The following is a 13,833-nucleotide window of genomic DNA, read 5'->3' on the forward strand; positions in this document are numbered from 1 at the left end:
CTTTTCGCGCAGCGGACCGCGGGTGCCAGCCGGCACCCGGTCTTCCCTGCGCCCTCTTGGAAAAGAGGGTGAAGTGACCAAGCAAAGCTCGGGCGAAATCAGCCGCGAGAATGCGAAGGCATGTCTGCACCTCCACACTCGCTGTCATCGCCCGCGAAGGCGGGCGATCCAGTACGCCGAGACGCCAGTGATTGAAACGAGGGGGCGCGGCGTGCTGGATTCCTTGCCTTCGCGGGGAATGACAAGTGTTACTTGGAGAACGCAGCGTCGCCTCACACTCCGTCATTGCGAGCGCAGCGACTTGTCCGCCGAAGCCTTTGGCGAAGGCGGAAGCAATCCAGAATCTTTCCGCGGCGGGATTTTGGATTGCTTCGTCGCAAGGGCTCCTCGCAACGACGAGGAGGAGAGAGCGAGCGCTACACGCTCTCGTGCCCCGGACGCGGCGCAGCGTCCCCCGGCGATGCGAAGCATCGTCCGGTTCGACGATGCGCTGCAGAGCCGGGCCCATCAATCTGCGCCGTACCATGTCACCCTGGGTCCCGGCTCTGCGCCGCAACGCCCCGCGTTGCAGCTTGTCCGGGACACGAGAGATGTGCATCGCTTCGCGTGGGGCCGCCGCCGACTCACTTCCGGTATGCCGCCTGTCGTCCAGAGCGGATGTTCTGTGCCTTCCGAAAGATCTTAGGTTGTGGATCGTCATTCTAGCGAGGTATCGGCGTAAGGAAGCCCGTGTCTTCCCGGTAACGATTGTGCTGCTTGTGCAACACCCACATCGGATTTAACCCTCATCACCGGCGGTTCGCACCGCCGCCGCTTTTTGGCCACACCCGAACATGAATAAAATCGCTCTAATGTTTTAAGGGCAGTGGCGGTCTTCGAAGGCGACGAGAAAATCCCAAGGTCGATTCAAATCTTGGCTCTGATTTTTCGGGTCTGAAAGGGTTGGCAGGGGAAGCTGGTTGCGATGGGCGCGAAGATCAACAAGCAAAGGCTGCCGAGCCGTCACGTGACGGAAGGCCCTGCGCGCGCGCCGCATCGGTCCTACTTCTACGCCATGGGTCTGACCACCGAGCAGATCCACCAGCCCTTCGTCGGCGTCGCCTCGTGCTGGAACGAAGCTGCTCCCTGCAACATCGCGCTGATGCGTCAGGCGCAGGCGGTGAAGAAGGGCGTCGCGTCCGCCGGCGGCACGCCGCGCGAATTCTGCACCATCACCGTGACCGATGGCATCGCCATGGGTCATGACGGCATGCGCTCCTCGCTGCCGTCGCGCGAATGCATCGCCGATTCGGTTGAACTGACCGTGCGCGGCCATGCCTATGACGCGCTCGTCGGGCTCGCCGGCTGCGACAAGTCGCTGCCGGGCATGATGATGGCGATGGTCCGCCTCAACGTGCCCTCGATCTTCATCTATGGCGGCTCGATCCTGCCCGGCAATTTCCGCGGGCAGCAGGTCACCGTGCAGGACATGTTCGAGGCGGTCGGCAAGCATTCGGTCGGCGCTATGTCGGACGAGGACCTCGACGAGATCGAGCGCGTCGCCTGTCCCTCGGCCGGCGCCTGCGGCGCGCAGTTCACCGCCAATACCATGGCGACCGTCTCCGAGGCGATCGGGCTGGCGCTGCCGTACTCGGCCGGTGCTCCGGCGCCCTACGAAATCCGCGACGCCTTCTGCATGACCGCGGGCGAGAAGGTGATGGACCTGATCGCCCAGAACATCCGGCCGCGCGACATCGTTACCCGCAAGGCGTTGGAGAATGCGGCCGCCGTGGTCGCCGCGTCCGGTGGCTCGACCAATGCTGCGCTGCACCTGCCTGCGATCGCGCACGAGGTCGGCATCAAATTCGACCTGTTCGACGTCGCTGAAATCTTCAAAAAGACACCATATGTCGCGGATTTGAAGCCGGGTGGCCGTTATGTCGCCAAAGACATGTTTGAAGTAGGTGGCATACCGCTTCTGATGAAGACGCTGCTCGACAACGGCTTCCTGCACGGTGATTGCCTTACCGTCACAGGCCGCACGATCGCTGAAAACCTCAAGAGCGTGAAATGGAATCCGCACCAGGACGTGGTGCACCCGGCAGACAAGCCCATCACTGTGACAGGCGGTGTGGTCGGCCTGAAGGGCAATTTGGCGCCAGAAGGTGCGATCGTGAAAGTCGCGGGAATGTCCAACCTCAGGTTTACCGGTCCAGCCAGGTGCTTCGACCGTGAGGAGGACGCGTTCGAGGCGGTCCAGAACCGCACCTACCGCGAAGGCGAAGTCATCGTGATCCGCTACGAGGGGCCGAAGGGCGGTCCCGGCATGCGGGAAATGCTCCAGACCACGGCAGCGCTGACCGGCCAGGGCATGGGCGGCAAGATCGCGCTCATCACCGACGGTCGCTTTTCCGGTGCCACCCGCGGCTTCTGCATCGGCCATGTCGGGCCGGAGGCGGCGGTCGGCGGCCCGATCGGGCTGCTCGAGGACGGCGACGTCATCGAAATCGACGCGGTGGCCGGTACCCTTAACGTAAAATTGAGCGACGCCGAGCTCGCCCAGCGCAGAACCAAATGGAGCGCCCGCGCGACTAACCACACGTCGGGTGCGCTCTGGAAATATGCTCAGCAGGTTGGACCGGCGGTCGGGGGGGCAGTGACCCATCCGGGCGGCGCGCACGAGAAACAGTGCTATGCGGACATTTAGGCGTGCCACAGTTGCGTTTGTGTTGGGGGCGGCTGCGCTGGCCGTGCCGGCGTTCGCCTTCGACGGTTCGCCGGTCAATCCCAAGGATGCGACAATCCCGGTCGTGACGACCTTGCCCGGCGCTGCGGGTGCGGTGCGCACCAAGGTTCCGCCGCAGGTCGCAACCCAGGAGACCTCGCTCAGCGCGCTGCAATATGCCGCCGAGGGCGGCCACCCCATCGCGCAGTGGAAGCTCGGCCGCATGTACGCCAACGGCGACGGCGTCGCCCAGGACGACCTGCGGGCCTTCGAATATTTCAGCCGGATCGCCAATGCGCATGCCGAGGACAGCCCGTCGGCGCCGCAGGCGCAGATCGTGGCCAACGCCTTCGTCGCGCTCGGCCGCTACTATCTGGCCGGCATCCCGAATTCGAAGGTCAAGGCCGACCCGGACCGCGCCCGCGAGATGTTCTCCTATGCCGCATCCTATTTCGGCAACGCGGACGCGCAATACGACCTCGCCCGTCTGTACCTGAAGACCCCGGACGCCTCGCGCGAGGACTACCGCTATGGCGCGCGCTGGCTTGGCCTCGCCGCGCAGAAGGGCCAGCACCAGGCCCAGGCCTTGCTCGGCCAGATGCTGTTCAACGGCGACCGCCTGCCGCGGCAGGCCGCGCGCGGCCTGATGTGGCTGACGCTGGCGCGCGACAGCGCCGGTGCCGACGAGGTCTGGATCAAGGAAAGCTACAACCGCGCCTTCGCCAAGGCCTCCGACGACGACCGCGCTATGGCCCTGCAAATGCTGGAGCAATGGGTGCAGGGGCGTCGGGAGTGATCGGCTGAGGCGGCCTTAAGCCGCCTCGAGATCCAGATCCGCCCACACCGGCACGTGGTCCGACGGCTTCTCCCAGCCGCGCACATAGCTGTCGATGCCGACATTGGCGAGCTTGTCGCTGGCCTGCGGCGACAGCAGCAGGTGGTCGATCCGCAGCCCCTGGTTCTTCTGCCAGGCCCCGGCCTGGTAGTCCCAGAACGTGTAGAGCCCGCCCTCGTCGGTGACGGCGCGCAAGGCGTCGCTGAGGCCGAGGCCGAGCAGGGACTGGAAGCTCTCCCGCGTCTCCGTCTTGAACAGCGCGTCCTCGGTCCAGGCGGCCGGATTGTGCACGTCGCGGGCATGCGGGATGACGTTGAAATCGCCGGCCAAGATCAGCGGGACCTCCTCCTTGAGTCGCTCCTTCGAATAATCAAGAAGCCGCGACATCCATTTGAGCTTGTAGGGATATTTATCGGTCCCGACCGGATTGCCGTTGGGCAGATAGAGGCAGGCGATGCGCAGCACGCCTCGCTTGAGCGTCACCACGCCTTCGAGGAAGCGGGCATGGCTATCCTCGTCGTCGCCGGCGAGGCCCGAGTTGGTCTCGTCGAACCTGAGCTTGGAGAGCAGGGCGACGCCGTTGAACGTCTTCTGCCCGTGCGTCACCACGTTGTAGCCGAGCGCCTCGATCTCCAGCCGCGGAAAGGCCTCGTCGACGCACTTGATCTCCTGCAGGCAGACGATGTCCGGCTGGCACTCCTTCAGCCAGGTCAGGAGCAGATCGATCCGCTGCCGGACCGAGTTCACGTTCCAGGTGGCTACTCTGATGGGCATTGGGAGGGCTCCGCGCAGGGGGTCTTGGGTTAGAACAAAATGCAAACGCGCCCGTCAAGCCGTCCGCAAAATCTCCCACAAAATTAACCCGGCTTAAGCAGGCCGCAGGCCATTGATCGTCAAGAGGTTCCTCGGATGGATGGCCGGACAAGGCGATGAATCGAACTCAGCCGCGTGACGGCCTGATCGGCGCGTTCCTGTATTGGCTCGGCGGCTTCGAGATCGAGGACGGTCTGACCGCCGATCTCAGCGAGCGCGAGATCCGCCGCATCCGCGCCAAACAGATCGACGCGGTGACCCAGCTGATCCCCGTGACGATGGCGGTGACGATGCTGAACGTCGCCATCGTACTGATCCTGTTCTGGGGCAGGGGCTGGAACGACTTCCTCGCGATCTGGGGCCTGACGCTCGCCGTCACCGCTTCGCTCGCGGTGCGCGCGTGGCACAGGTCGCATCAGGACCCGCCGCAGGAGGCTTCGCCCCGCGCGGCGCGGCAGACGCTGCGGCAGGCGTTTTTTCTCGCCGCGATCTGGGGCGCGCTGCCGCTCGCTCTGTTCAGCCGCATCGAGCCGACCAGTCAATTGCTCCTCGCCTGCCTGATGGTCGGCATGATGTCCGGCGGCGCCTTCACGCTCTCGACCTTCCCGCGCGCGGGCCTCGTCTATCTCGCGACCATGACGATCGCCTGCGCCGGCGCGCTGCTCCTGTGCGGCACCGGCCCATATCTGGTGACCGCCGTGTTCCTGCTGCTGTTCGCATTCTTCATGGCGCGTAACATCGTCTCCCAGGGCAACCTCTTCCTCGGCAATCTCAAGGCCCAGCTCGAGCTCGAGCGCCAGACGGAGATCATCTCGCTGCTGCTGAAGGATTTTCAGGAGAACGCCAGCGACTGGCTCTGGCAGACCGATGCCGAGGGACGTCTCGTCGACGTGCCGCAACGATTCGCGGACGTCGCGCAGCTGCCGCTTCCGCTGCTGAAAGGCGCGCAGTTCGCCGACGTGCTCGACATGCTCTGCCCCGAGGGCAAGTCAGCGGCCTACAACATCGTCGGCCTGATGGAGCAGGCCGAGCCGCTGCACGAGATGAATCTCAAGGTCGTCGCAGGCGGCGAGGCCCGGCTGTGGTCGCTGACGGCGAAGCCGGCCCATGACCGTGACGGTCATTTCCTCGGTTATCGCGGCTTCGGACGCGACGTCACCGAACGCTGGCGCGCGGAAAAGGCCGAGGCCGAAAGCCGCGCCAAGTCCGACTTCCTGGCGGTGATGAGCCACGAGATCCGCACGCCCATGAACGGCGTGCTCGGTCTTGCCAGCATGCTCCTCGAAACCAGGCTCGATCCGGAGCAGCGCGAGGCCGTCGCCACGATCCGCGAGTCCGGCGACAACCTCCAGCGCATCCTCAACGACATTCTCGACCTCTCCAAGCTGGAAGCTGGCCGCTTCCAGTTCGAGGCGATCGACTTCGCGCCGCAAGCGCTGGTCGAGACGGTTGCGACCGTGGTGCGCGCCAGCGCCAAGAGCAAGGGGCTCACGGTCAAGGTCGAGCTCGATCCGAACCTGCCGCCGACGCTCCGCGGCGACGTCGCGCGCATCCGCCAGGTGCTGCTCAATCTCGCCTCCAACGCTGTGAAGTTCACCGACGAAGGCGAGGTGACGATATCGGCGACCTGCCAGGCGCGGCGCGACCTGCTGGCGACCGTCGAATGGACGGTGACTGACAGCGGCATCGGTATCGCGCCCGACAAGCTCGGTCTGCTGTTCAGCGATTTCGCCCAGGCCGATGCCTCGATCAGCCGCCGCTTCGGCGGCACTGGCCTCGGCCTTGCCATCAGCAGGCGGATCATCGAGCAGATGGGCGGCACGATCGGCGTCATCTCGACGCCGGGAGAGGGCTCGACCTTCCGTTTCACGCTGGTCCTGCCCTGGAGCCAGGCGCAGGCGTCCGATCAGGCTGGCGGCCGCGACGAAGCCGACGAGCTCAAGGCCCGGATCGCCGGTCTCGACCGGCCGCTGAAGGTGCTTGTCGCGGAGGACGATGCGGTCAACCGCATGGTCGTGAGCAAGATGCTGGGGGCTTTCGACATCGAGCAGCGCGTCGTCACCGACGGGACCGAAGCCGTCGCGGCTGCCTGCGAAGGCAATTACGATGTCGTGCTGATGGACGTGCGCATGCCCGACATGGACGGGCTCGCCGCCACCCGGGCCATCCGCGCGCAAGGCGGGCGCTTCGAGACCTTGCCGATCGTCGCGCTGACCGCCAATGCCTTCCCCGAGGACATCAAGATCTGCCGCGAAGCCGGCATGTCGGACTTCCTGGCCAAGCCGCTGCGCAAGCCGGCGCTGGTCGGAGCGTTGCTGCGGGCGCTGGACGGCCACGTCATGTCGGAGGACGCGCCGCTCCAGCCGGCGTTGATGCCGACCGAGGTGGCCTGGACGGACGAGGAAAGGCAGATAACGGGCGCGTAGCCGCGTTAGACCGAGAAGCTCGTCCCGCAGCCGCAGGACGCGGTGGCGTTGGGATTGTTGACGCGGAACGAGGCGCCGATCAGGTCATCGACGAAATCGACCTGCGACCCCGCCAGGAACGGCTGGGAGGCGGAATCGACCAGCACCACCGCATTGTCCTGCTCGATCACGAGATCGTCGTCGGTGCGGGCACGGTCGATGTCGAACTTGTACTGGAAGCCGGAGCAGCCGCCGCCCTCGACGGAGATGCGCAGCATCGCGCCAGAACCTTCACCCTTGAGGATCTCCCCAATCCGGCGTGCGGCCCGGTCGCTGATGGTCACGGCAGTCGTCATTGCTGGTCTCCGATAGTCCCGGCGTCATACCCAATTCATTTGGTATCCCGCACCCGACATAGTTAAGTGCCACCATACGCAGAATCAAATGGATAGGGACTAAATTCGCCGTGTCCGTCGGAATGGCAGCCCCCCGAGCGCCCTATGCCTGCGACCCCGATCGCAGCCGCGGCCGGTTGGTCGCCGAGCCCCCGAGCCGGACCCGCAGCCCGTTCCGGCGCGATTGCGACCGGGTGATCCATTCCACCGCGTTCCGACGCCTGAAGTACAAGACCCAGGTGTTCGTGTTCCACGAGGGCGACCACTACCGCACCCGGCTGACCCATTCGTTGGAGGTGGCCCAGATCGCCCGCGCGCTGGCCCGCCAGCTCGGGCTCGACGAGGATCTCACCGAAACATTGGCCTTGGCCCACGACCTCGGTCATCCGCCGTTCGGGCACGCGGGGGAGCGGGCGCTGGATGCTTGCCTGAAGCAGTTCGGGGGGTTCGACCACAATGCCCAGACGCTGCGCGTCGTGGCTTCGCTCGAGCACCGCTATCCCGAGTTCGACGGGCTCAACCTCACCTGGGAATCGCTGGAAGGCATCGTCAAGCACAACGGGCCGCTGACCGATCGCAGCGGCGCCCCGGTCGGGCGCTACCGCGAGCATGGCGTTCCCGTCGGGATCGCCGACTACGTCAAGACCTACGATCTCGAATTGTGGAGCTTCGCCTCGCTGGAGGCGCAGGTCGCCGCGATCGCCGACGACATCGCCTATGACGCCCATGACATTGATGACGGTCTGCGCGCCGGCCTGTTCCAGCTCGACGATCTCAAGGTGATGCCGCTGACGGCCGAGATCATCGCCGAGACTGCGGCGCATTATCCCGATCTTGAAGACGTCCGGCGCGGTGCCGAGCTGGTGCGGGAGCTGATCTCGCACCTGATCGGAGCGGTGTTTGCGGAGACAGAGAAGAACCTCGCGGCCGTGAAGCCGCAATCGGCCCAGGATGTCCGGCGGCAGAGCCGGGCGCTGGTCGCGTTTCCCGCCGAGGTGGCGGAGGAAGAGGCCGCCATCAAACGCTTCCTGTACCAGCACATGTATCGCCACGCGCGGGTGATGCGGGTGATGGGCGAGGCCGAGCAGATCCTGTTTGACCTGTTCGCGAAATACCTGAAATCCCCCAGCGAGCTGCCGCCGGAATGGCTGCTGGGGGCTGAGGCGGACGACGAGGGCGACCGGGCCCGCCGGATCGGCAATTTCATTGCCGGAATGACTGACCGCTTCGCCCTGACCGAGCACCAGCGGCTCTTTGACTCGACCCCGGATTTGCGTTAGGCGGCGGCCATGCCCCAGACATCCTCATCGCTGCATCTGTTCGCCGACGTGCTCGCACGCGTGCACGGCGCCTGCCGCGCGCTTGCGGCGGATTCCAGCTGGCCCGAGGGCATCGATTTCTCCCGCGTCGTCGTCGAGCCGCCGCGCGATACCTCCCATGGCGACATGGCGACCAACGCCGCCATGGTGCTTGCGAAAGAGGCAAAGGCAAAGCCGCGCGATCTCGCCGAGCAGATTGCCGAACGGCTGCGTTCCGACGCGCTGATCGCCAAGGTCGATGTCGCCGGTCCCGGCTTCATCAATCTGACTCTGAAGCCCGCCGCCTGGGCCGAGGCGCTGCGCACGGTGCTGCGCGAGGGTGCCGAATACGGCCGCATCCGGGGCGCCGCCAAGGTCAATGTCGAATACGTCTCGGCCAATCCGACCGGGCCGATGCATGTCGGCCATTGCCGCGGCGCCGTGTTCGGCGACGCGCTGGCGAGCCTGCTCCAGTTCGCCGGCCACGATGTCACGCGCGAATATTACATCAATGACGCCGGCGCCCAGGTCGACGTGCTCGCGCGCTCAGCCTTCCTGAGGTATCGCGAAGCGCTCGGCGAGGACATCGGCGCGATCCCGGAAGGGCTCTATCCCGGCGACTACCTCAAGCCGGTCGGGCAGGCGCTGGCGACGGAGCATGGCGACAAGCTGCTCGCGATGAGCGAGGCCCAGTGGCTGCCGACCGTGCGCGCCAAGGCGATCGCGATGATGATGGACGAGATCAAGGACGATCTCGCCGCCCTCAACATCCGCCACGACGTGTTCTTCTCCGAGCGCTCCCTGATCGAGACCGGCAACAACAAGGTTGCCGAGACCATCGACTTCCTGAAGGCCAAAGGCGACATCTACGAAGGCCGCCTGCCGCCGCCGAAGGGCGCGCCGGTCGAGGATTGGGAAGACCGCGAGCAGTTGCTGTTCAGGGCGACCGCCTATGGTGACGACGTCGATCGTCCGCTGATCAAGTCGGACAATTCCTACACCTACTTCGCCTCCGACATCGCCTATCATAAGAACAAGTTCGACCGCGGCTTTGCCGAGATGATCGACGTCTGGGGCGCCGACCACGGCGGCTACATCAAGCGCATGCAGGCCGCGGTGAAGGCGACGACGTCGGCTAAGGGAGCGCTGGACGTCAAGATCGTCCAGCTCGTGAAGCTCTTGCGCAACGGCGAGCCGGTGAAGATGTCCAAGCGAAGCGGGGACTTCGTCACCTTGCGTGAAGTGGTGGATGAGGTCGGCCAGGACGCCGTCCGCTTCATGATGCTGTACCGGAAGAACGACGCGGTGCTCGATTTCGACCTGGCCAAGGTCATGGAACAGTCGCGCGACAATCCGGTGTTCTACGTCCAGTACGGCCATGCCCGCGGTCACTCGATCTTCCGCAATGCCCGCGCCGAGGTGTTCCCGGAACTCCCAGAGGATGCCGGCGCGCGGATCGCATGGCTCGCTGAGTCGGCGATGGAACGCCTGTCGGACCCTGTCGAGCTCGATCTTCTTAAGCGCCTCGCAATTTATCCGCGCATGCTAGAAGCTGCCGCCGCTGCCCATGAGCCGCACCGAATTGCCTTTTATCTCTATGATTTAGCCAGCGAATTTCATGCACTTTGGACGAAAGGGCGCGATTTGCCCTATTTACGCTTCATTATCAATAATGATGCAGATCTTACAAAGGCGCGATTGGCAATGGTCCAGGGCGTCGTCTCGGTCCTGGCATCGGGCCTCGCCATCCTCGGCGTCCATGCCCCGGACGAGATGCGGTAGTTTGGGGCGAACTACTTAAGGGGAATTCGGGGGTAACCGGCAGAAGCCGGATCGCTTAGACTTGGTTGAAAGCCTTGTGGGTCGAAAGCCGTGCCTTGGTCGAGGGGCGCGCGGCTTTCCCGAAGGGACGCATCATCACGATGGCCGAACGATATCAGGACAGACCGTTTCCTTCCGATGACTATGGTCGCGGCGGCGACCAGCATGGGAAGGCGGATAGCGATCCCTTGGCCGAGCTCGCCCGTCTGATCGGGCAGACCGATCCGTTTGCAGCGCAGTCGCGTCCGCCGGCGGCGCCCGCCCATAGCTATCAGGACCACGATTACCGCCAGCTCGATGATCAGCAGGACTACGCGGAGCAGGCACCGTCGCCGCCTTCATGGATGCGGCGTGCCAACGTACAACCGCAGCCGGCACCCGCGCCCGAGCCTGACTATCCGGTCACCGTAAGCCCGGTTCATCCGCTGCATCGCTACGCGGCCAAGCCCGCCGCGCCCGAGCCTGTCGTTCATCAGCCGCAGGCCTACCAGGACTCCTATCAAGATCAGGCTCATCCGGAGCAGGCCTATCAGCAGCATGGTCAGGCCTACCAGGAGCAGTCCTATCAGGAACCGTATGCGCAGCCCGATCCGTCGCGCTACGACGATGCGCTCTATGGTCGGCTGGAGACGAGCGAGCAGGACTATCAGCGCGAGCCGGCCTATCCCGACGACCCTTACGCCTACCAAAGCGACTATCCCGAGGAAGAGGTCGAGGAGCCGAAGAAGCAGCGCGGCGGCATGATGACGGTTGCGGCGATCCTGGCGCTTGCCGTGCTCGGCACCGGTGCTGCATTCGCCTACAAGACCTATATCGGCTCGCCTCGTAGCGGCGAGCCGCCGATCATCAAGGCCGACAACACCCCGACCAAGATCGTGCCGGCGCCAACGGACTCCGCGGCCAAGGTGCCGGACCGCATGGTCAGCGGTGACGGCACTGAAAAGATCGTGCCGCGCGAGGAGGCGCCCGTCGACGTCAACGCCACGGCGGGCGGGCCGCGCGTGGTGTTCCCGCCGCTGAACCAGAATGCGAACCCGCCCTCGGTGGCGAGCGTGTCGCCATCCACCGTGCCGCCGCCGAGCGCGGGTCCGAGCCCGAGCAACGGCACGCTGCCGAACAATTCGCCGCGCGCGATCAGGACCGTTGCGGTGAAGGGCGATCAGACCGATAGCGCCGTGCCGCAATCTGCCGCCGCCAAGCCGGCGCCCGCGGCGCCGAAGCCCGTTGCCGCGCCGGTTGCGCCCGCCGCGCCGCGCAATCCGCCGACCTCGGCCAATGCCAGCGCCAACCAGCCGATGTCGCTGGCGCCGCAATCGTCCCCGGCGGCCGAGCCGCCGCAGCGGATGGCTGCGACCAACCCGACGCAGATCGCGCCGACCAGCAGCGGTGGCGGCTACATCGTGCAAGTCTCCTCGCAGCAGAGCGAGGATAGCGCCGCCGCATCCTACCGGGTGCTTCAGAGCAAATACGGCAGCGTGCTCGGTTCCCGTTCGCCCGTCATCAAGCGTGTCGACCTCACCGACAAGGGCAAGGGAGTCGTCTACCGCGCCTTCGCCGGCCCCTACGGTTCGGCCGAGGAAGCGACGCAGGCCTGCAACAATCTGAAGTCCGCAGGCCTGTCTGCCTGCTTCGTCCAGAGGAATTAACGGCCGTTTCCTTGACCCCCTCGCGGGGCAGGGTTAATCGGCCGTTATGAGAACGCGGGCCTTCATTACCGGCGTATCCGGAACGGAACTGACCGCCGCCGAGCGGGAGTTTATCCGTGCCGAACGCCCATGGGGCTTCATCCTGTTCAAGCGCAATGTCGCGACACCGGCTCAAGTTGCTGCATTGGTTGCGGAATTGCGTTCGGTCGCGAAGGCCCCCGACGCGCCGGTCCTGATCGACCAGGAGGGGGGACGGGTGCAGCGGCTGGGGCCGCCACACTGGCCGGTTTATCCGCCGGGGGCCGTATTCGCGAATTTGTACGACAGTGATTCGGCCCTCGGGCTCACCGCGGCGCGCCTCAGTGCCCGCCTGATCGCAGCCGATCTCGTCGATCTGGGCATCACCGTGGATTGCCTGCCGCTGGCCGATGTGCCGGTGCCGGGCGCCGATGCGGTCATTGGCAACCGAGCCTACGGCACCGAGCCGGGCAAGGTCGCGGCGATCGCCCGCGCCGTCGCCGAGGGCCTGGAGCAGGGCGGCGTGCTGCCGGTGCTCAAGCATATTCCCGGGCATGGCCGCGCCACCGCCGACACCCATTTCAAGCTGCCGACCGTCGACACGCCCCGGGACGAGCTGGAGCGGACCGATTTCGCCGCATTCAAGCCGCTGGCTGATCTGCCGATGGCCATGACTGCACATGTTGTGTTTAGCGCCTTCGACCCCGCCCATCCGGCGACGACATCTGCGACAATGATTGCTGACGTGATTCGCGGCGCAATCGGGTTCCAGGGTTTGTTAATGAGTGATGACGTGTCGATGAACGCGCTGTCGGGGAATATCGCCGAGCGGACTCGCGCGATCTTGGCGGCCGGCTGCGACGTGGCCCTGCATTGCAACGGCAACATCGAGGAGATGCGCGACGTCGCCGGCGAGACACCTGAACTGGCCGGTGGGGCGTTGGAGCGGGCGAACGCCGCGCTCGCCGCACGCAAGCCGCCGCAGCCGTTCGACCGCGTGGCCGCACGCGCCGAACTGGATGCATTGATCGCACGGGCAAACACGGCATCGGCATGACTGCAGAAATCCTATCGTTCGAAACCGGGCGGCCCGCAGAGCTCGCCGAGGGTGAGCCGGCGTTGGTGGTGGACGTCGAGGGCTATGAGGGCCCGCTCGATTTGTTGCTCGCGCTGGCGCGGCAGCAGAAGGTCGATCTCGCCAAGATTTCGATCCTCGCGCTCGCCGACCAGTACCTCCATTTCATCGAAGCCGCGCGAAAGATCCGGCTGGAGCTCGCCGCGGACTATCTGGTGATGGCCGCATGGCTTGCCTTCCTGAAGTCGCGCCTGCTGCTGCCGGAGCCGCCGAGCGCGGAAGGCCCGAGCGCCGAGCAGATGGCGACGGCGCTCGCCAACCGGCTGCGCCGCCTGGAAGCCATCCGCGAAGCCGCCAACCGGCTGATGAACAGGCCGCAATTGCAGCGCGACATCTTCCCGCGTGGCGAGCCCGAGCACATCGCCGAGATCAAGCACCCGAAATACACGGCCACGCTCTATGATTTGCTCACCGCCTATGCCGCGCAACGCCAGTCGCGCGTGCTGGCGAGCGTGCATCTGGCCAAGCGCACGGTGTGGTCGCTCGCCGAAGCGCGCGCCACGCTGGAGCGGCTGGTCGGCAGCATCACCGAGCAGGACGATTGGGGTGTTCTCGACGACTTCCTGATCCGGCATGTCGCCGACCCGACGCAGCGCGCGACGGTGTTCGCCTCAAGCTTTGCCGCCGCGCTCGAACTGGTGCGCGAAGGTCAGCTCGAGCTGAATCAGAAGGAAGCGTTTGCGCCGATCTATTTCCGGAAGGGGCGCCCAAAACCGGTCCCGGACGCAGCTCCTGCGCCTGATGCGCCGGTCGCTTAAGTGCA

General features: G+C 65.4%; 10 protein-coding genes. 8 read left to right on the forward strand and 2 right to left on the reverse strand.

Annotation, left to right across the window (positions count from 1 at the left end; translation table 11 throughout):
• Positions 1 to 964: 964 nt before the first annotated feature.
• Together ilvD and ACM43_RS02145 are read left to right on the forward strand one after the other, a co-directional pair.
• Positions 965 to 2,686, forward strand: coding sequence for a dihydroxy-acid dehydratase (ilvD, locus tag ACM43_RS02140; protein ID WP_036012786.1), 1,722 nt, complete (start codon positions 965 to 967; stop codon positions 2,684 to 2,686).
• Positions 2,673 to 3,500 carry a tetratricopeptide repeat protein gene (locus ACM43_RS02145; protein WP_157286102.1) on the forward strand — a complete coding sequence of 276 codons (828 nt, stop codon included), beginning with the start codon at positions 2,673 to 2,675 and terminating at the stop codon, positions 3,498 to 3,500. The genes ilvD and ACM43_RS02145 overlap by 14 nt, the downstream gene beginning before the upstream one ends.
• A gap of 15 nt (positions 3,501 to 3,515) precedes the next feature.
• Here ACM43_RS02145 and xth read toward each other — a convergent pair whose 3' ends face one another.
• Positions 3,516 to 4,313: an exodeoxyribonuclease III gene (gene xth, locus ACM43_RS02150; protein ID WP_271537818.1), complete on the reverse strand. Its 798-nt coding sequence runs from the start codon at positions 4,311 to 4,313 to the stop codon at positions 3,516 to 3,518.
• A 155-nt stretch (positions 4,314 to 4,468) separates the two neighbouring features.
• Between xth and ACM43_RS02155 the strand changes: the two genes are divergently transcribed.
• Positions 4,469 to 6,778: a hybrid sensor histidine kinase/response regulator gene (locus tag ACM43_RS02155; protein ID WP_271537820.1), complete on the forward strand. Its 2,310-nt coding sequence runs from the start codon at positions 4,469 to 4,471 to the stop codon at positions 6,776 to 6,778.
• Positions 6,779 to 6,783: 5 nt separating this feature from the next.
• On the opposite strand, the gene erpA is transcribed toward ACM43_RS02155, so the two are convergent.
• Positions 6,784 to 7,113 carry an iron-sulfur cluster insertion protein ErpA gene (gene erpA, locus ACM43_RS02160; RefSeq protein WP_024342679.1) on the reverse strand — a complete coding sequence of 110 codons (330 nt, stop codon included), beginning with the start codon at positions 7,111 to 7,113 and terminating at the stop codon, positions 6,784 to 6,786.
• A 110-nt stretch (positions 7,114 to 7,223) separates the two neighbouring features.
• Between erpA and ACM43_RS02165 the strand changes: the two genes are divergently transcribed.
• The 5 genes from ACM43_RS02165 (at position 7,224) to ACM43_RS02185 (ending at position 13,828) form a co-directional block, all read left to right on the forward strand.
• Positions 7,224 to 8,432: a deoxyguanosinetriphosphate triphosphohydrolase gene (locus tag ACM43_RS02165; RefSeq protein ID WP_271537822.1), complete on the forward strand. Its 1,209-nt coding sequence runs from the start codon at positions 7,224 to 7,226 to the stop codon at positions 8,430 to 8,432.
• 9 nt (positions 8,433 to 8,441) lie between these two features.
• Positions 8,442 to 10,232 carry an arginine--tRNA ligase gene (gene argS / locus ACM43_RS02170; protein ID WP_271537824.1) on the forward strand — a complete coding sequence of 597 codons (1,791 nt, stop codon included), beginning with the start codon at positions 8,442 to 8,444 and terminating at the stop codon, positions 10,230 to 10,232.
• A 140-nt stretch (positions 10,233 to 10,372) separates the two neighbouring features.
• The gene (locus ACM43_RS02175; RefSeq protein WP_271537826.1) at positions 10,373 to 11,917 is read left to right on the forward strand and encodes an SPOR domain-containing protein; all 1,545 of its coding nucleotides are present in this window, start codon (positions 10,373 to 10,375) and stop codon (positions 11,915 to 11,917) included.
• Positions 11,918 to 11,963: 46 nt separating this feature from the next.
• Entirely contained in the window at positions 11,964 to 12,992 is a 1,029-nt protein-coding gene (nagZ, locus tag ACM43_RS02180) for a beta-N-acetylhexosaminidase (protein WP_271537828.1), read from the forward strand.
• Positions 12,989 to 13,828, forward strand: coding sequence for a segregation and condensation protein A (locus tag ACM43_RS02185; protein WP_172783664.1), 840 nt, complete (start codon positions 12,989 to 12,991; stop codon positions 13,826 to 13,828). The genes nagZ and ACM43_RS02185 overlap by 4 nt, the downstream gene beginning before the upstream one ends.
• Positions 13,829 to 13,833: the final 5 nt, after the last annotated feature.

Source organism: Bradyrhizobium sp. CCBAU 45321, from assembly GCF_028128975.1.
Classification (GTDB): Bacteria; Pseudomonadota; Alphaproteobacteria; order Rhizobiales; family Xanthobacteraceae; genus Bradyrhizobium; species Bradyrhizobium yuanmingense.